Origin of the sequence: Corynebacterium sp. CTNIH16 (genome assembly GCF_032821655.1) — a bacterium.
Lineage (GTDB): Bacteria > Actinomycetota > Actinomycetes > Mycobacteriales > Mycobacteriaceae > Corynebacterium > Corynebacterium marquesiae.
Genome location: NZ_JAVBIG010000010.1, coordinates 43,788 through 61,622, shown reverse-complemented (window position 1 = coordinate 61,622; position 17,835 = coordinate 43,788). Strand labels below are relative to the sequence as shown.

Sequence of the window (17,835 nt, the reverse complement as noted above, 5' to 3'; positions counted from 1 at the left end):
GAAATCTGTTGCGACACGCCGATGCACCGTGTCAGCTGCCGTAGTGCAATAAAGTGGAGGCCATGACTTCTTATGACCTCATCGTTGTTGGCTCTGGATTTTTTGGTCTAACGGTTGCCGAGCGCGCCGCTAGCCAGCTGGATAAGAAGGTGCTCATTGTGGAGCGCCGCAATCACCTCGGCGGCAATGCCTACTCCGAGGCCGAACCCACCACCGGAATCGAGGTGCACAAGTACGGCGCGCACCTCTTCCACACCTCTAATAAGCGCGTGTGGGATTACTGCAATAAGTTCACCGATTTCACCGACTACCAGCACCGCGTGTTTGCCATGCACGATGGCACCGCCTACCAATTCCCGATGGGTCTGGGTCTTATCAACCAGTTCTTCGGCCGCTATTACTCCCCGGATGAGGCCCGCCAGCTCATTAAGGATCAGGCCGGCGAATTCTCCCCGGAAGAGGCGCAAAACCTGGAGGAGAAGGCCATCTCGCTCATCGGTCGCCCGCTGTATGAGGCCTTCATCCGCGATTACACCGCGAAGCAGTGGCAGACCGATCCGAAGGAGCTGCCGGCCGCGAATATCACCCGCCTGCCGGTGCGCTATACCTTCAATAACCGCTACTTCAACGACACCTATGAGGGCCTGCCGGTCGACGGCTACGCGACATGGCTAGAAAACATGGCTGACCACGACAATATTGAGGTCCGCCTGGATACCGATTGGTTTGAGGTATGCGAAGAGCTGCGCGCCGAGTCCCCAGATGCGCCCGTGGTCTACACCGGCCCACTGGATCGCTACTTTGATTTTGCCGAGGGCGAGCTGGGTTGGCGCACCCTCGACTTTGACTTGGAGGTGCTGGATACCGGTGACTTCCAGGGCACCCCGGTGATGAACTACAACGATGCGGACGTGGACTATACCCGCATCCATGAGTTCCGCCACTTCCACCCGGAGCGCAAGGATAAGTACCCGAAGGATAAGACGGTCATCATGAAGGAGTATTCGCGCTTTGCCGATAAGGGCGATGAGCCGTACTACCCAATCAACACCCCAGAGGACCGCACCAAGCTGGAGGCCTACCGTAAGCTCGCCGCCCAGGAGTCGAAGGATAATAAGGTTCTCTTCGGTGGCCGCCTGGGCACCTACCAGTACCTGGATATGCACATGGCTATCGGTTCAGCGCTGTCCATGTTTGATAATAAGCTCGCGCCCTTCTGGAACGAGGGCAAGGCTATAGAGCAGGAGCGTGGCCACTAAGCGCTATGCTTGATCACCTCTGAGGAAAGGAGGTGACGGCATGGCTGACCGCCGCATGTGGAAAATGTCGCCGGAGCGGCTGCAGGAGCACCTGAAATTGCGTAGCCGCGCATCGCGCATTCCCGATAAAAAGAAGGAACAGTCCAAGAAGGCCTGCCGGAACTCCCGGCGGGCCTTTCCGCTTTTCGATGCAGAAAACTATTGGGTTATTCCCAACCGTTTGACTTAACCCAACGTTAACTGTTAAAGTTAACGACAGGTTAACAATTGGCAAACGGGCCAATAATCCGAGAAAGGGGATAACAATGAACCAGTTTGAAACCCTGCGCCAGGATCTGCACGAGAACTATGGCCACGAGTACACGGCCGCGGAAATCGATGCCAAGCTCGATGAGGTTATTGCCAAGCACACCAAAAAGGCGGAACTCGATGAATTCGTGCCGCTTTTGGTGGAGCGTGAGGTCCGTGACTATTTCGGTGCTCACCGCCTGCACGTTCGCTTTGCTGCCGGTACCAATAATGCGCTGGCCCAAGCCGCAGCGGAACTGACCCGCAAGCACGCCGGTGAAGCCCTCTTTGTAGATACCGCCGTTACTCACCCAGAAAACGAAGCGGAAGGTCACCTTGCCCACGTCATGAACGAGCGCGGCATGGGCGAGGCCCCGAATAAGTACCTCGATGAGGTGCGCACGGTAGCGATGCCAGATTACATCGTGTTCTTGGGCCGCGAGATCGAGCGCGATGAGGCAGGCAAGGACATCAAAATTTGGGATATTCCTGCCGCGGATACCGTGGAGGAGGCGCGCGAATTGGCTGATGACCTCGAAGCCCGCGTACTCTACATGCTCAATAAGCTGGGCATTGATCCGGTAGCCGAACCGGTCAACGCTTAGAAGCGATATGGGTTGGGCAGCTGGGAGGAGACGTTATTATTAGCTACCCAGAAGCCCGCAAACCTATAGGGCATGTAATGCGTGCCCATGCCGGGGCGCCATTCCGGCGTGCCCAGAAGCGGGGGAGTTTTACGGTCGCGTTGCGGATATAGCCTTTCTGGCAGCGCGCCCACCATGGGGTGGTAGTCCTCGAGGATGCGAGCGAAGGCGGAGTCGAAGTCTTCCCGCGACAGATCCCGGGACAGGTCATTAATGCGCTGCGTAATCTGGCGCAAGCTGGCGTTGTCGGGCTGGCGGGAGAGGGCCGCTTGGGCGTCGCCAAGCAGCCATTGCACCTCGCCCGCGCGCACTGCAGTATCGCCGGCGCAGAAATTTTCCAAGGAATCTATCTGCGCTGCGGCCGTATTGATCTGCTTGAGCGCTTTGTATGCCTCCTTAATGGAGGCAGCGTGCAGGGAATAGTCTTGGATGTTCTCCAGTGCCTTGAGCGTCGGTCGCGCATCAGTGTACTGATTGAACAGAGAGCGCCACTGTACCTTCAGGTAGTCGCCCGCCAAGGGGGAATGCAGGGCGTCAATCCGGGCCTCCGTGCGCTTGATGAGTTCCTCAGCCCTGTCGCGAGCGCCCTCAATATAATCGAAGCGCTTGCGCACTCGGGCGCGGCGGAGGAACAAGTAGGTAATGAGGCCGACCGCGCCCAGAACTACGAGCACCATAGTGGCTGCGATGAACACGGACCACGTGGGCGCATCCTGCGCATATTGCCGGCGCACGGTGGTATCCGCGGCGGCGCGCGTCGCCAAGATCATGCCGACGGTATAGTCATCGTCCGCCAGCGCCGGCCGCATCTGGTCCAAGATGCCGTCCATGCGGCCCTCGTCATAAATCTTGATGTCCTGGCACACCTCTGTGCCGCAGTGCACAGCCATACTATTGGGCTCAAAACCTACCGCGATGACGAGCACATTTTTCTGTAACTCACTTCCGCTGATGAAATGTGGATGCTCGCGGGCCAAGTCATGGAACAGAGTCCGGGAAAATTCCTCGCCCGAATTCGGATACGTAGCGTAGAGGACTTCGTGCACAGAATCCGGCAAATGCATGGACTGTGCTTGCGATTTGATGGCGTCTTCGTCCGAATTGCTGAGGATTTGGGCGTGGTCCAGAAACTCCACCGTGGGCTTTTCCTCTGCGATAGCGGCGGGCGCGCTGGCTACAGCGAGAAGACCTACTGCTGCCGCGCAAGGAACCCATCTCATGATGTTCCATCTTACGGGCTCCGCGTGTAAACCGTAGTACTTATGCAAAAGCAACTACGCTAAATCGCTGACGACTGTTTATACCGTTTGGAGAATCGAAGCTATCGTGACTGCCAACAACACCCAGGCCCATGAGCCCCTGCAGCGCATCCTGCTGCCTAAGCGTGGCGAGCCCTTTGATGTGCGGATGCTCTACCTCATTGAGGCCGAGCAAAACCGCGAACGCCTTAGCTGGTTTGACCGCACGTCCGTAACCATCCCTGCCGGCGAGGAAGCCTCTTTTGAGACCTACTTCAATGCCTTCCCGGCTTCTTATTGGCGCCGCTGGTCGCAGCTGCGCTCCGTTATTCTCAGCCTAGACATTGAGGGCCAGGCAAATATTTCCCTGTACCGGTCTAAGCAGGCTGGCCAGCGCATTTCCGTGGCCAACCACCTAGTGGGCTCCGGCCACCACGAGTTTGAGCTGCCGCTTAAAAACTTCGAGGACGGCGGCTGGCTGTGGTTCGATATCACCGCCGAGCAGGAAACCACGCTTGCCGACGCCGCTTGGTGCTCCCCCCACGCCCCTGGCCCACAGCTGCTGCCGGATGGGACCGAGCAGCCGGCGCAGGACAAGCGCGTGGCAGTCGGCATTCCTACCTTCAATCGCCCAGCCGATGCCGTGGCAGCACTCAAGGCATTGGCCGAGGATCCGGTGGTAGATGAAATCATCGACTTCGTCCTCATGCCGGACCAGGGCAACCAGCACCCCGCTGATGAGCCGGGCTACGACGAGGCGGTGGCCCACTTTGGCGATCGTTTCCGCGAGTTCCGCCAGGGCAATCTGGGCGGCTCTGGCGGCTACTCCCGCATCATGTACGAGGCGCTGGAAATTACCGATTCGCCCTTCATCCTCTACATGGATGATGACATCGCCATTGAGCCGGACTCCGTACTGCGTGCGGTTCAGGCGGCCCGCTACGCCGCCAGGCCCATTGTCGTCGGCGGACAGATGCTCAACCTGCAGGAACGCTCCCAGCTGCGCACTACCGGCGAGCAGGTTAACCGTGCCGATTTCATGTGGGGCGCGGCGCCGCACGCCGTCTACGACCACGACTTTGCTAAGTACCCGCTGCGCGCCATCGGTACCCGCGAAACCCACCTGGATCCGAAAAAGTATGATTCCCGTGCGCTGCACCGCCGTGTTGACGTGGAATATAACGGCTGGTGGATGTGCCTCTTCCCGCGCATCGTGGCAGAAACCAACGGCCAGCCATTGCCGCTGTTTATCAAGTGGGACGATACCGAGTACTCCCTGCGAGCAGCGCGCAACGGATTCCCCACGGTGACTTGGCCGGGTGCCGCCATCTGGCACATGGCCTGGGCCGATAAGGACGATGCCATTGACTGGCAGGCCTATTTCCACCTACGCAACCGCCTCATCGTGGCTGCGATGTACCACGAGGGGCCGGTCAAGGGCATTACCAAGTCCATCTTTAAGTCCACCCTCAAGCACACCATGTGCATGGAATACTCCACCATGGCCATCCAGATTGAGGCTATGCGAGACTTCCTGGCCGGGCCGGACCATCTCTTCGACATCCTGGAGTCTTCGCTGCCGCGCATCGCGCAGATCCGCAAGAACTACTCCGATGCCGTCATCCTGGAATCCGCCGATGAGCTCCCGGCTCCCACCGGCGCGCCGGGCGTGCCCACCCGCAATGTCGGCGGCCGCCTGGCCAAGATTAAGAAGATCCCGTGGGCCATCAAGGGTCTCAAGCACCTCGTCAGCAAGGAAGACGCTGCACACCATGAGGCGCCGCAGCTCAACCTCACCCCGGACGAGGCCCGCTGGTTCACCTTGTCCCGCGTAGATTCGGCCACCGTGTCCACCGCGGGTGGCACCGGCGTGGCCTTCCGCAAGCGTGATCGCGATCTGGCCAAGGACCTCGTTAACCAGACCCGCGAATTGCTGAAAGAAATCGAAGAGAACTTCGACGACCTGCGCGCCGAATACCGCGCGGCCCAGCCGGAGCTGACCTCGCGTGAGTCGTGGAAGAAGGTCTTCGATGCCCAATAAGCTTTCCGTAGCAGAATCGCGCGTCCTCGAACTCATCCAGGGTGCGGCCTTCGACGTGCCTGGCGTGCTTCCCACCGCCCGCGGGCTTAGCCACTGGGGCGAGCATGCCTTGGGCTGGATGGGCAGCGCTGCGGTAGGGGCGGGCATCGACAAGCGCCGCCGCGAAGGCTGGGTCCGTGTTGGGGCCGCCGCCTTCCTCGCGCACGCCGCCAGTGTGGTGCTCAAGCGCATCGTGCGCCGCAAGCGCCCGGATTATCCGTACGTGCGCGTGGGGGTAAAGACGCCCTCCACATTGTCTTTCCCTAGCTCGCACGCGACTTCGACCACCGCATTCCTGGTGGCGGTAAGCCACCTTACCGGCCGCAAGGCGCCCCTTCTCGGCGTGCCGGTAATGATGGCATCGCGTATGGTGCTCGGAGTGCACTATCCAACAGATACGGCCGTGGGTGCGGCCATCGGCGCTGCTACCGCGGAGGTCGTGATGAAAGGAATGAAGCATGAGTGATGATGGAAACCAGCACTTTTTCCATTCGGAACCGCACACCTCCGGCGTAGATACCGGCCGCAAGCGCAAGCCGCCGAAGAATCTTGCCGATGGCATGATTAAGGCCCTGCGCCCCAAGCAGTGGGTCAAAAACGTCTTGGTGCTGGCCGCCCCCGCCGCGGCCGGCGCCGATGCGTTATTCCACGGCCGCGTGCTTCTCGACGTCCTCTTGGCCTTCGTCGTCTTTTGCCTCGGCGCTTCCTCCATCTACCTGATTAACGATGCGAAGGACTGGCGCGAGGACCAAGAGCATCCGACCAAGCGCTTCCGCCCGATTGCCTCGGGCGTGCTGCCGATTAAGCTCGCCTATGTCATGGCCGTGGTGCTCATCGGCCTGTCCGTCGGCTTGTCTTTCCTTGCCACCGCTGGGCCGCAGCTGGCTATCGTGATGGCGATTTATATCGCGTTGCAGTTGGGCTATTGCTTTGGCTGGAAGCATATGCCGGTGATCGATATTGCCCTGGTGTCCTCCGGCTTCATGTTGCGCACCATGGCCGGTGGCGTAGCCGCAGGTATCGAGCTTTCGCAGTGGTTCCTGCTGGTGGCGGCCTTTGGCTCGCTATTTATGGCCTCTGGCAAGCGCTATTCGGAGATCCTTCTTGTGGAGCAAACCGGCGCGAAAATCCGCAAGTCCCTGGAGGGGTATACGCCCACTTACCTGCGCTTCGTGTGGACCCTAGCCGCCACCGCGGTGGTCATCTGCTACACCTTGTGGGGCTTCGAGCTCGCTAACGACGCCCAGACCGGTGGCGTGTGGTACCAGATTTCCATGGTGCCGTTTACCATTGCCATCCTCCGCTATGCGGCCGACGTGGACCGCGGCCAGGGCGGCGCACCGGACGAGATTGCACTGGAGGACCGCACTTTGCAGGTTCTCGCCTTGGCTTGGCTCGCCTGCATTGCCATGGCGGTTTATATCATGCCGTTGCTCTAGACACAGCGGAATCGATATAGAAATTTTCCGCGGGGCTGATAAACTTTCTCCCCGTGTTTAACATCGACCACAAGAGCATCGCCCGCTGGAGCGCCCCAGCGGTCGTTCTTGTGATCGGTGTTTTATCTTTCTGGGGTGGCTTCGCACGCCGTTGGATTTCCGATGACGGCCTCATCGTCCTGCGCACGGTGCGCAACCTTGAAGCCGGGAACGGTCCGGTTTTCAATATGGGCGAGCGTGTAGAGGCCAATACCTCCACGCTGTGGCAGTACCTCATCTTTCTCGTGCGCTGGGTTTCCCATGCAAATCTGGAAGGAATCGCCGTTTACTTGGGTCTCTTCTTGGCGGTAGCAGCAATGGTTGTCGGCACGGGGGCGTCGGCAAGCATGCGCTCTGGAGCCGTCCTTCCGGCCGGCGCGCTTGTGTATTTGGCCCTGCCGCCGGCCCGGGACTTTTTCACTTCTGGGCTGGAATGGGGCCTGTGCATTTTCTATCTCGCAGTGCTGTGGTGGCTTTTGCTGCGGTGGTCGCGCCCGCGCCGCCACTCTGGAAGCAATAGCGATGCCTACTGGCTCGCCTTCTGGGCTGGGTTGTCCTGGCTGGTGCGCCCAGAGTTCGCCCTGTACGGCGGGCTGGTAGGAATCTTGCTGCTGGTATCCCATCGCTCGTGGAAAATTCTCGCCGCCGCAGTGCCGCTGCCGTTGGCCTATGAGATTTTCCGCATGGGTTACTACGGCCTGCTGACCCCGCACACGGCCGTGGCCAAGTCCGCGGCGGGTTCCGAATGGGGCAAGGGCTTTACCTACTTGGCGGACTTTGCCGGACCGTACTGGCTCTTCCTGCCGCTCATCGTGCTTGCCATTGCAGGTCTGTGGAAGGCGGACCTGCGCCCTACCGCTCTGCGCTCCACCGCCACTGCCACGTATCTTTTTGCGGGTGCGGCGCTCATCCATACGCTTTACGTCTTGCGCGTGGGCGGAGACTTTATGCACGGCCGCATGCTGCTGCTGCCACTTTTTGCGTTTCTGCTTCCAATCTTTGTCGTTAGCGTACGCATGTGGATTGTCTCCGTCCTCTGCGCGGTGTGGGCGCTGGTTATCGTTCTGCGCGGCCATCCGGTGGATCGCAGCGTCTATGCGGATGAAATTTCCATCGTGGACGAGCGCGATTTCTGGACCTATGCCACCCAGCGCCAGGATCCTCCTATGCGGGCCGAAGAGTTCCTTGGTGCCAAGTTTATGGAGGACTACCAGGAGGGCATCGACGAGCTAGAGTCCGGCGACGCCATGACCTTCCGCTATATCAAGGGCGAAGATAGGTTCTCGTGGATGGCCACGCCTGCGGACCCTTCCCGCACCGATCCGCCGACCGTTTACCTGCTCAATTTGGGTCTGTCTTCCATGAATGCGCCGCTGGATATTCGCGTGCTGGACAATATCGGTCTCAGCAACCCTTTGGCGGCGCGCCAGCCGCGCATCGTGGGCGGGCGCATTGGGCACGACAAGAGCTTGGATATGTCGTGGCAGGTGGCAGATTCCGCAGCCGATATCGACGAGATTCCGGCGTGGATTGATAAGCACGAGGCGGCCAAGGCTCGCGCCGCGCTTGGCGACGCCGATTTTCAGAAACTCTTCGCCACATACAGGGAACCCCTAACTTGGGACCGTTTCTGGAAAAATATTAAATTCTCCCTGACCGATGGCCGGACCCTCACTTTTTCTTCTAATCCCTCTGACTACCTGCATTAATCCCTTCAAATGCAGACTTTAGGGGGAACCTAAGTTACACTATTCTGTGACATTGTTATCGATCCGTGACGTTAACGGTATACAGGTTCCGGACGATAGAACTTAGTGACAATCACCGAGTAGTTTGAAGGAGAAAGATGACTGCATCCATCAAAGGTCGCGTCCTTTCAGTCATCATGGCAGTTGCCGTAGCTTTGGGCCTGGCCGTCGTAGCAGGGTCCCAGCCGGCAGAGGCAGCCAACCGCGACTGGCTGCGCCGTGACGCCACTGGTACGTGTGAGTGGGACAAGGTTGGCTGGTGGGTCCAGCGCTGTGACGTGTGGTCCCAGGCCATGGGCCGCACCATTCCGGTGCAGGTTCAGCCGGCAAAGCGTGGCGGCAATGCTGCCCTTTACCTGCTGGATGGCCTGCGTGCCACCGAGCGCACTAATGCATGGGTAAATGACGTTAATGCTGCCAAGACCTACGAGCCGCATAACATTACCCTCGCTATGCCCGTTGGTGGTGCCGCTTCCTTCTACGCTGACTGGCAGGGGCCTGCTACCTACGACCTGGAAAATCCGGTCAACTACAAGTGGGAGACCTTCTTGACCAGCGAGCTCCCTGGCTACTTGGAGCGTAACTTCGGCGTTGCTCGCAACAATAACTCCATCGCTGGCCTGTCCATGGGTGCCGGTGCCGCTCTGACCCTCGCCGCAAAGCACCCGAATCAATTTCGTCAGGCGCTGTCCTTCTCTGGCTTCTTGACTACAACTGTCCCCGGTGCACAGACATTCATGCGTCTAGCCATGTTGGATGCAGGTGGCTTTAATATCAATGCAATGTACGGGTCTTTGTTTAACCCGAAGCGTTTCCAGAATGATCCGCTGCTGCTTATTCCGAAGTTGCGCAACACCAACTTGTATATCTCCGCTGCCTCTGGCGTCCCAGGTGCTGGCGATGCTCACTACCTGCCGGAGCATCAGGCGGCCGGTGCTGCACTTGAGGTCGGCTCCAATATCACCACCCGCGTGTGGGAAGGCGCTGCTCGCCTGCAGGGTCTCAATCCAACCGTGAGCTACCCGGCCCAGGGGCTGCACAACTGGGAGCAGTTTGGCTACCAGCTCAACCGCTCTAAGCCACAGGTGCTTAACGTCATGAACGCTTGGTAATTCTTGCGGCCGAATCCCCTTTCCTAAGGAAAGGGGATTTTCTTTTACGAGTCGTATCGAACAAATATGCGTCTAGCTATTGCGGGTGTCTCGGCGTTGCGCTAATCTAGGGGCGTAAGTTCGATTGGGTGTGCGAAATTATTTAGAGGGGGAGCTTTTGTGACTACTGCTACCGCACCACCAAAACAAGCGTATTTTTCTACCAATGACATGGAAGACACCGTGTGTGTCATGGCCATGGTGCAAAGAATTCAATCATGGCAACTGTTCCAGGCAGTGTTGCCACAGTTGGAAGACGACGTTGATTGCACACTGGCTGTATTGTCTAAGAAGCTCGGTCTTTCGCGATGGCGGGTATCAAGTGCAATCCAAGCCCACTTTCGGATGCGCGAACTGCCGCTTACTACCGCAGTACAAACAGAACACTGGATTTTGGACCTTCCGCGACTCCAAGTTATTGACGTGGAATTGCGCCCCCTCGGCGGGGATGAAGCGCAGATTCAACTGGTTGATGCAGCTTTAGCAGATTTCCTTACGCCAAAGGACCCTAGCCAACACGTGCCTACAGAGCCAGAAATTCGAAACTTTCTCAGAGGGTTTATTGATGGCCTTTTAAAGCCAGATTTGTCCGAGAGCGTCGAGCGTGCGGTCTCGGTTTCCTATAAGGGCGGGCAAGCTACTGTTGTGTTGAAGACAGATAAAGCAACTGCAGCAGCCATCGCGCGGCATATTGACAAAGCAGCGAAGCAAGAAGGAATTTCGAAAGCGCAGGCGCTAGAGCACCTGATATTTGATCGCACTCGTACCAAGGTGGTGATTAACACCTATCGCACTGGCGAGGACCCCTCCAGAGTTTTTATTCCTGCTGCAGGCTGGTGTGTGCTGGGGGAGTATTTAACGCAAAATTCGGCAGTGCGTACCTTGGAGGCCAATGACGTTGCGCAGTATGTTCCCACTGCGGAAATTAGGGCCTGGGTGCAAGGAAGGGATGCGACGTGTCGGTGGCCGGGATGTTCGATGCCGGCACACTATTGTCAATTGGACCACCGTGTGGAGTATGACGAAGGGGGTCCGACCAGCGCCGGAAACTTGGTCAGCTTATGCCAGCATCACCACAACGTAAAGACTGATGGGCGGGTGCGCTATGTGATGGATCCTTTTACCGGCGATATTGTCTGGATGTTTGAGGATGGCACCTTTGAAGTGGACCGCGCAGCCGGACCTCTAGCGCCACGAAATATTCACTGGAAACTTACTTGGGAGCAATTCCTTAAATTGCAGAGGAGAACATTGCAAGGTTCGTGAGTCGGGACTATACAGGGGCCCATGTTCGCTATTGAGAATCCAAGCACTGGTAAGAGTGAAGACACTTTCGAGCGTATCGATGATTCACAGCGTGATGACATTCTGGACCGTTCTACTGCGGCCTTTAACGCATGGCGTGAGACCCGCATCGAGGAACGCGCGGCGATCCTTTCGCGCGCAGCGGATCTTTATGAAGAGCGCATTGATGAGTTAGCCGATCACATTGGCCGTGAGATGGGCAAGCTAACCCGTTGGGCTAAGGCTGAGATTCAGATCGTGGCCGATATCTACCGCTACTATGCTGAGCATGCTCACGAGCTGCTTGCAGATGAATACCTGCCGGCCCAAAACGCGCACAAGACCGTAGTGCGCAAGGAGCCGATCGGTCCACTGCTGGGCATCATGCCGTGGAACTTCCCGTACTACCAGGTAGCCCGCTTCGCGGCGCCTAACCTGCTGCTGGGTAACACTATTGTGCTCAAGCACGCTTCCATCTGCCCGCTGTCTTCCCAAGCATGCCAGGACATCCTGGAAGAGGCTGGTCTGCCGAAGGACGCGTACATCAACATCTACGCTTCCGGTTCCCAGATGGATGCTTTTGTAGCGGATAAGCGTATCAAGGGCGTTTCCCTGACTGGCTCTGAAGCTGCGGGCTCTGCAGTAGCAAAGACCGCGGGCGAAAATTATAAGAAGTCGGTGCTGGAGCTGGGCGGCAACGACCCGTTCTTGGTCATTGATGATGAAAACCTCGAGTGGGTACTGGATCAGTTCAACTTGATTCGCATGTACAACACTGGCCAGGCCTGCAACGCGCCGAAGCGACTTATTGTGCTCGAGGACTTCTACGACCGCACCGTAGAGTACTTGGAAAAGAAGATCGGGGCCATGAAGGTTGGCCCGTACGACGATGAGAATGCAGATATTGGTCCACTGTCTTCCATCGGCGCTCGCGATGAGATTGTAGAGCGGCTGGAGAAGGCTGCAGCCAACGGTGATGCCAAGGTTCGCGTAGGCGGCAAGAAGATTGACCGCGAGGGTGCGTACATGGAGCCTACGCTGCTTACCGACGTCGACCCTTCCGCCGACGTTGGCTGCAATGAAATCTTCGGTCCGGTCGCCATTGTCTATAAGGCCAAGGACGTCGAAGAAGCCATCGAGATTGCTAATAACTCGGACTATGGCTTGTCTAGCTCCGTATGGGGCACCGACCTGGATGCCGCATTCGAGGTGGCAAACCAGCTCAACGATGGTATGACCTTTGTGAACGAGGCGTCGGTAACCGCAGCAGGCCTGCCTTTCGGTGGCGTGAACCGCTCCGGCTACGGCCGCGAGCTGGCACGCTGGGGTGTCGGCGAGTTTGTCAACGAGCACCTGTACCGCGTGAGCGGACAGGATAACCCGGGCAACTCCCCGGCAATGTAGCGGCGTGTCAGTCTAGCGTAAGTCTCAAGTTCAACTTAAACTTGAGCACACGATAGACAGCTCACGCCGCAGGCATCGGTCCGGGGGAGGGGAACCCTCGGAAAGGTACCGCGGCAAATCTTCAAGGACGTTTACCTATGCGCAAAAGCACTTCCCCGAGCAAAGCTCGCAAGGGCCTTGCAGTGGCCGCAGTACCTACCGCTATTGCCGTGGGTTTGGCTCTGCTGCCAAACGCCACCGCACAATCTTCCGTAGGCGATCTCTCTTCCGCAATCGGCGGCGATTCCAGCCTGTCCGATCACTTCGCCCCGAAGGAGCCGCCCGCTCGCACCCCGCTGAACACCGAATACCCAGATGTTAAGGGCCTGCCGGAGGGTGTCAAGATCAATCGTGTGGAGTACCTGACCAACCGCCACTTGATGGTCTACATCAAGTCCGCAGCCATGCCGGATAAAGAGCAGAAGGTACAAATCCAGCTGGCTCGTGACTGGTACTCCCACCCGGAAAAGAAGTTCCCAGAGGTATGGGCGCTCGACGGCCTGCGTGCGCGTGACGATGAGTCCGGCTGGACCATCGAGACCAATATTTTGAACCAGTACGCTGACCGTAATGTCAACCTAGTTATGCCGGTAGGCGGCGAATCTTCCTTCTACTCGGACTGGGAGCAGGCAGACCGCGGTAAGCGCTACATGTGGGAGACCTTCCTGACCAAGGAATTGATCCCCATTTTGGACCATGAGTACCGCTCGAACCACAAGCGTGCGGTCACCGGCCTGTCCATGGGCGGCACCGCCGCGATGAACTTGGCTGAGCGTAACCCACACCTGTTCAACTTCGTGGGCTCCTTCTCGGGCTACTTGGACACCACTACGCGCGGCATGCCGGAAGCCATCATGGCTTCGCAGCGCGATGCCGGCGGTTATGATTCCCGCAAGATGTGGGGCGAGCCAGGGTCCCAAAACTGGATCGACCACGATCCAAAGTTGGGCATTGAAAACCTGAAGGACATGACGGTGTATGTCTCTGCAGGTTCGGGCAAGGATGACTTTGGTAACGCCAACTCCGTGGCCAAGGGTCAAGCAAACCTTGCCGGCATGGGCTTGGAGGTCATCTCCCGTATGTCGACCCAGACTTTTGTTGATTATGCGAAGCGCGCCAAGATTGACCCTGTGACTAAGTTCCGCCCATCCGGCGTGCATAGCTGGGAATACTGGCAGTTTGAGATGCAGCAGGCATGGCCCTACATCGCAGATGCCCTCGAGATGGACAAGGCTGATCGCGGTGCGGACTGTGAGGCTATCGGTGCAATCGCCAAGGAAACCAAGAGCGGCGTCATTGGCTCTTGCTTGAATAACGAGTACGACGTCGCCAAGAAGGGCAAGGCCCAAGACTTCGAGTCTGGTACCGCTTACTGGTCCCCGGATACCGGTGCGCACGCCCTCTTCGGCCGCATTGGTGCCCGCTACGCCGAAATCGGCGGGCCTACCTCCTGGCTGGGTTTCCCTAAGACCGGCGAGTCTAAGACCCCGGACGGCAAGGGACGCTTCGTGCACTTCGAGCACGGCTCCATCTACTGGTCCCCGGAGACCGGTGCTTGGGAGATTACCGGCGATATGTTCCAGGCCTGGGGCAAGAACGGCTACGAAAATGGCGACCTGAAGTACCCGACCGGCCCGGTCAAGAAGGTCGGCGAGGGCTACATGCAGGAATTCCAGGATGGCATCCTGACCCGTAACCCGGATGGCTCCAACCAGGTAGTCCACGGTGCTATCGGCGCCAAGTACAAGGACATGGGCGGCGCTGAATCTGCGCTCGGCTTCCCGACGTCTGGTGAGAACGCCGTCAACGGCGGCTTCTTCCAGACCTTTGAGAAGGGCAGCATCTACTGGTCCCCGAAGTCCGGTGCGCACTACATTCTGAAGAGCAAGATCATGGACCGCTGGGGCCAGGCTGGCTGGGAGCAAGGCGAGTTCGGCTGGCCCACTTCTGACTATTCTGAGATTGCCGCTGGCGGCGTGAGCCAGGAATTCCAGCACGGCAAGATCAGCGAGGTCCTCGGCCAGGTTCGGGCCGAGAAGAAGTAGCTATGCGCAAGCTAGTAGTTGTGGGCGCGGCGCTGTGCTTGGGTCTTGCGGGCTGCGATTCCGCCACGGTGGATAGCGAACCGCCGCAAGAGACCGAGATCGCGCCCCTCGAGCGGGAGTCCGATGCCCCTTCCTCTTCGGAGAATTCCGCTTCTAAGTCACAAGAAGATCGCGGTGCGCGTGAGATCTCTGAAATCCCGTCCGCTGAGGTGCCGGAACCGGACGCCAAGTACTTGGACAAGCTCAAGGACGCCGGCGTTAACGTCGATGGCGTAGAGGATCAGCTCCTTGGAGCCGGCAAAGCGGCCTGTGACGAGAATGAGGTCACCATTTCTGCGGTTGCCGGCCAGCTCATCGAGCAGCAGCGCACCACGCAGAGTTTTGAGGAGCTTTCCCAGCTCATCAAGGATTCCGCACGTTCAGGGATTTGCTAGGTTTAGCTGGTACAACTAATCCATGCGAAAAACTATTACCGTTGTCGCGGCCCTCGTCGTTTTAGCTGTCATTGGCGTGGGCGCGTCGCGTTACCTCAACCAAGGCACTGATTCCCCGGTTCCGCACCCCACGGAGCAGGCCGCGCCGCCGCAACCGCAGCAGCCTGAGTGGTGCCCCCGTGTGGAGTTCATTTCTGCGCCGGGTACTTGGGAGTCCGCGGCTGACGACGACCCCATTAACCCTTCTGCCAACCCGCGCTCGTTCATGCTGTCTATTACGAAGCCGTTGCAGGAGGCCTACGGGGACGACGTGAAGGTCTGGACCCTTCCCTATACCGCGCAATTCAAAAATATTAATGCGCAGCACGAGGTGAGCTACGACGATTCCCGCAATGAGGGAACCGCCAAGATGAATGACGAGCTACGTAGCGTTCACCAAAGCTGCCCGGCTACCAAGTTCATTCTGAGCGGCTTTTCTCAGGGTGCCGTGATTGCCGGCGACGTTGCCGATGAGATTGGTGGCGGCCAGGGCGTGGTTCCCGCGGAAAACATCGCGGGCGTGGCCCTTATCGCAGACGGCCGCCGCCAAAATGGCGTCGGGCAAAACCCAGGCCGCAAGGTGGGTGGCGTCGGTGCTGAAATTGCCCTTCAACCGGTATCCGGATTGGTTCAGCCCATCGTGCCGGGTGCTTCCATGCGTGGTGCGCGCCAGAATGGCTTCGGTAGCCTCGCGGATCGCACCTTCCAGATTTGCGCGCCCAATGATTCGGTTTGTGATGCCCCGCCAAACGTGACCAATGCACTTGAGCGCGCGCAGGGTTTGATTGCCGCGAATGGCGTGCATGCGCAATACGCCTCCAATAGTGGCGTTATCGATGGAACGACTGCCAACCAATGGGTAGTGGGTTGGGCCCGCCAGCTTATCGACGCCGCGTAACAACCATTCCCCCAACTCCGATAGTTTTATTACCGAAACCATTTACCTAAGGAGAATCGATGGATCTAAAAGCGCAGATGGGGCAGTTCTTAGCGCCCGAGTTCACCTTGGCCCAGTTGGCAGAGAAGCTCTTCCAAGCGGAGACCGACCCAGACCGCGTGGTGATGCGCCAGTGGATCTACGGTGAGGAAGAAACCTGCCGGGAGCTCACCCGCGCACAGGTCAATAACCGCATCAAGGTGGTGGCGGCGCGCCTGCAGCAGGTGGCAGAGCCTGGTACCCGCGTGGCTATCTTGGCTGGTAATTCACCAGAATACGTCTTCGGCTTCTTGGGCGCTCTATATGCGGGCATGGTGCCGATTCCGCTATATGACCCCAACGAACCGGGGCACTCGGACCACCTAAAGGCCGTATTTGGTGACTGTGAACCGTCCATCGTGGTAACTAACCGCGTATCGGCGGCGGCAGTGCGCACGTACTTTTCCGCTCAACGCGAGCGCCCGCGCATCATTTCCCTCGACGCCCTTCCTGATTCTTTGGCGTCCTCCTGGACTCCTGTGGAGGGAACCGCAGAGGACACTGCCTTCCTGCAGTACACCTCCGGTTCCACCCGCACCCCGGCCGGTGTGGAGCTCACCAATCGCGCGATTATTACCAACGTGGCGCAGATCTTCCAGGCCGTGCAGCTGCAGATGCCTGCCCGCATCGTTTCTTGGCTGCCGATGCACCACGATATGGGCATCATCCTGGCCGTATTTGTCACCATCTTGGGCCTCGACTTCGAGATGATGACCCCGCGCGATTTCATCCAGCACCCGGATCGCTGGGTCCGGCGCCTCACCGCGGGCAAGCAGGCCACCTATGCCGCCATCCCGAACTTTGCCTTGGAACTCGCCGCTCGCCATGCCGAGGATGCAGATTTCTCGCACGTGGCCGGCATCATTATCGGTTCCGAGCCGGTGACGGAATCGGCCGTGGACTCCTTCCTCGATGCCTTCAGCGTGGATCGCTCCGTACTGCGACCGTCCTATGGTCTGGCAGAAGCGGCGCTTATTGTGTCTACCCCGCAAACCGAGAAGCGCCCGGTCATCGCGCACTTTAACCGCGCGGAGCTAGCTGCAGGTCGCGCCGCCGTCGAGGATAAATCCGAAGACACCGTTGCCTACGCCTCCAATGGCCAGTGCGTGCCGCATCAGCACCTCGCCATTGTGGATCCGGAAACTCGCGCCGAGGTGAAGGACGGCGTTATCGGAGAAATCTGGGTCCACGGTCCCAATATGGCCACCGGCTACCTCAACCGCCCAGAGGAAACTGCTGCGACCTTCCGCAATACGCTGGGTGAGCGTCAACAAGATGGCCTGCCGGAAGACGACTACTGGATGGCCACCGGAGACTTGGCAACCATCGTGGATGGGGAATTGTATATTACCGGCCGCCTGAAGGATCTCATCGTCATTGCTGGGCGCAACCATTATCCGCAGGATATTGAGGGCACGGTGCAAGCCGCTTCCGCGCAGGTTCGCCCAGATTCCGTTGCTGCCTTCTCCGTGGAAGGCAATGACTCTGAGTCCCTCGTTTTGCTGGTGGAGCGCGCCGATGATGCGCAGCCGTCCGACGATGCCGAGGCAACCGAGGCCATTCGCACCGCGGTCACTGCCCACCACGGCATCACTCCGGATGACATCGTGTGGAAGGCACCTGGCGAAATCAACCGCACGTCCTCCGGCAAGATTGCGCGCCGCGTAGCCAAGAAGAATTATGTGGGATTCTGATATATCGCTAACAAAGTGACAAAATATAGCGATA

15 protein-coding genes are annotated in these 17,835 nt (G+C 58.6%); 14 read left to right on the top strand and 1 reads right to left on the bottom strand.

The window, feature by feature from the left end:
* Nucleotides 1-62: 62 nt before the first annotated feature.
* The 3 genes from glf (at nucleotide 63) to RAE04_RS09240 (ending at nucleotide 2,152) form a co-directional block, all read left to right on the top strand.
* Nucleotides 63-1,259 (top strand): UDP-galactopyranose mutase, encoded by a 1,197-nt coding sequence (gene glf, locus RAE04_RS09250; RefSeq protein WP_317027182.1) that lies wholly within the window; start codon nucleotides 63-65, stop codon nucleotides 1,257-1,259.
* Nucleotides 1,260-1,299: 40 nt separating this feature from the next.
* Entirely contained in the window at nucleotides 1,300-1,488 is a 189-nt protein-coding gene (locus RAE04_RS09245) for a DEAD/DEAH box helicase (RefSeq protein ID WP_239274028.1), read from the top strand.
* 76 nt (nucleotides 1,489-1,564) lie between these two features.
* The gene (locus RAE04_RS09240) at nucleotides 1,565-2,152 is read left to right on the top strand and encodes a three-helix bundle dimerization domain-containing protein (RefSeq protein ID WP_317027181.1); all 588 of its coding nucleotides are present in this window, start codon (nucleotides 1,565-1,567) and stop codon (nucleotides 2,150-2,152) included.
* Here the strand turns inward: RAE04_RS09240 and RAE04_RS09235 are convergent.
* Complete coding sequence (locus RAE04_RS09235; RefSeq protein WP_317027180.1) at nucleotides 2,149-3,411, bottom strand: hypothetical protein; 1,263 nt, start codon at nucleotides 3,409-3,411, stop codon at nucleotides 2,149-2,151. The two genes, RAE04_RS09240 and RAE04_RS09235, sit on opposite strands and share 4 nt — an antisense overlap.
* A gap of 106 nt (nucleotides 3,412-3,517) precedes the next feature.
* On the opposite strand from RAE04_RS09235, the gene RAE04_RS09230 reads away from it, so the two are divergent.
* The 11 genes from RAE04_RS09230 to RAE04_RS09180 all read left to right on the top strand — a co-directional run bounded on the left by RAE04_RS09230 (nucleotide 3,518) and on the right by RAE04_RS09180 (nucleotide 17,801).
* Nucleotides 3,518-5,470, top strand: a complete 1,953-nt coding sequence (locus tag RAE04_RS09230) for a glycosyltransferase (protein WP_317027179.1) — start codon at nucleotides 3,518-3,520, stop codon at nucleotides 5,468-5,470.
* Nucleotides 5,460-5,975: a phosphatase PAP2 family protein gene (locus RAE04_RS09225; protein WP_308572583.1), complete on the top strand. Its 516-nt coding sequence runs from the start codon at nucleotides 5,460-5,462 to the stop codon at nucleotides 5,973-5,975. The genes RAE04_RS09230 and RAE04_RS09225 overlap by 11 nt, the downstream gene beginning before the upstream one ends.
* Nucleotides 5,968-6,948, top strand: coding sequence for a decaprenyl-phosphate phosphoribosyltransferase (locus RAE04_RS09220; RefSeq protein WP_317027178.1), 981 nt, complete (start codon nucleotides 5,968-5,970; stop codon nucleotides 6,946-6,948). The genes RAE04_RS09225 and RAE04_RS09220 overlap by 8 nt, the downstream gene beginning before the upstream one ends.
* Nucleotides 6,949-7,001: 53 nt before the next feature.
* Nucleotides 7,002-8,696 (top strand): hypothetical protein, encoded by a 1,695-nt coding sequence (locus tag RAE04_RS09215; RefSeq protein WP_317027177.1) that lies wholly within the window; start codon nucleotides 7,002-7,004, stop codon nucleotides 8,694-8,696.
* A 137-nt stretch (nucleotides 8,697-8,833) separates the two neighbouring features.
* Nucleotides 8,834-9,847 (top strand): alpha/beta hydrolase family protein, encoded by a 1,014-nt coding sequence (locus RAE04_RS09210; protein ID WP_317027176.1) that lies wholly within the window; start codon nucleotides 8,834-8,836, stop codon nucleotides 9,845-9,847.
* A gap of 159 nt (nucleotides 9,848-10,006) precedes the next feature.
* Nucleotides 10,007-11,152 (top strand): HNH endonuclease signature motif containing protein, encoded by a 1,146-nt coding sequence (locus RAE04_RS09205; RefSeq protein WP_317027175.1) that lies wholly within the window; start codon nucleotides 10,007-10,009, stop codon nucleotides 11,150-11,152.
* A gap of 21 nt (nucleotides 11,153-11,173) precedes the next feature.
* A complete protein-coding gene (locus RAE04_RS09200; RefSeq protein WP_049377546.1) occupies nucleotides 11,174-12,574 on the top strand; it encodes an NAD-dependent succinate-semialdehyde dehydrogenase in 1,401 nt (466 codons plus the stop codon).
* Between the two features lie 137 nt (nucleotides 12,575-12,711).
* Nucleotides 12,712-14,658 carry an alpha/beta hydrolase-fold protein gene (locus tag RAE04_RS09195; protein WP_317027174.1) on the top strand — a complete coding sequence of 649 codons (1,947 nt, stop codon included), beginning with the start codon at nucleotides 12,712-12,714 and terminating at the stop codon, nucleotides 14,656-14,658.
* A 2-nt stretch (nucleotides 14,659-14,660) separates the two neighbouring features.
* Nucleotides 14,661-15,092 (top strand): DUF732 domain-containing protein, encoded by a 432-nt coding sequence (locus RAE04_RS09190; RefSeq protein WP_005325418.1) that lies wholly within the window; start codon nucleotides 14,661-14,663, stop codon nucleotides 15,090-15,092.
* A gap of 22 nt (nucleotides 15,093-15,114) precedes the next feature.
* Nucleotides 15,115-16,029, top strand: a complete 915-nt coding sequence (locus RAE04_RS09185) for a cutinase family protein (protein ID WP_317027173.1) — start codon at nucleotides 15,115-15,117, stop codon at nucleotides 16,027-16,029.
* Nucleotides 16,030-16,088: 59 nt separating this feature from the next.
* Complete coding sequence (locus tag RAE04_RS09180; protein ID WP_317027172.1) at nucleotides 16,089-17,801, top strand: AMP-binding protein; 1,713 nt, start codon at nucleotides 16,089-16,091, stop codon at nucleotides 17,799-17,801.
* The last annotated feature ends 34 nt before the right edge of the window (nucleotides 17,802-17,835 follow it).

What these genes read in the sequence shown, in the direction of transcription:
- RAE04_RS09210 (WP_317027176.1), top strand. Translation starts at nt 8,834, where the DNA reads ATGACTGCATCCATCAAAGGTCGCGTCCTTTCAGTCATCATGGCAGTT.
- RAE04_RS09190 (WP_005325418.1), top strand. Translation starts at nt 14,661, where the DNA reads ATGCGCAAGCTAGTAGTTGTGGGCGCGGCGCTGTGCTTGGGTCTTGCG.
- RAE04_RS09195 (WP_317027174.1), top strand. Translation starts at nt 12,712, where the DNA reads ATGCGCAAAAGCACTTCCCCGAGCAAAGCTCGCAAGGGCCTTGCAGTG.
- glf (WP_317027182.1), top strand. Translation starts at nt 63, where the DNA reads ATGACTTCTTATGACCTCATCGTTGTTGGCTCTGGATTTTTTGGTCTA.
- RAE04_RS09245 (WP_239274028.1), top strand. Translation starts at nt 1,300, where the DNA reads ATGGCTGACCGCCGCATGTGGAAAATGTCGCCGGAGCGGCTGCAGGAG.
- RAE04_RS09220 (WP_317027178.1), top strand. Translation starts at nt 5,968, where the DNA reads ATGAGTGATGATGGAAACCAGCACTTTTTCCATTCGGAACCGCACACC.
- RAE04_RS09200 (WP_049377546.1), top strand. Translation starts at nt 11,174, where the DNA reads ATGTTCGCTATTGAGAATCCAAGCACTGGTAAGAGTGAAGACACTTTC.
- RAE04_RS09185 (WP_317027173.1), top strand. Translation starts at nt 15,115, where the DNA reads ATGCGAAAAACTATTACCGTTGTCGCGGCCCTCGTCGTTTTAGCTGTC.
- RAE04_RS09225 (WP_308572583.1), top strand. Translation starts at nt 5,460, where the DNA reads ATGCCCAATAAGCTTTCCGTAGCAGAATCGCGCGTCCTCGAACTCATC.
- RAE04_RS09235 (WP_317027180.1), bottom strand. Translation starts at nt 3,411, where the DNA reads ATGAGATGGGTTCCTTGCGCGGCAGCAGTAGGTCTTCTCGCTGTAGCC.
- RAE04_RS09180 (WP_317027172.1), top strand. Translation starts at nt 16,089, where the DNA reads ATGGATCTAAAAGCGCAGATGGGGCAGTTCTTAGCGCCCGAGTTCACC.
- RAE04_RS09240 (WP_317027181.1), top strand. Translation starts at nt 1,565, where the DNA reads ATGAACCAGTTTGAAACCCTGCGCCAGGATCTGCACGAGAACTATGGC.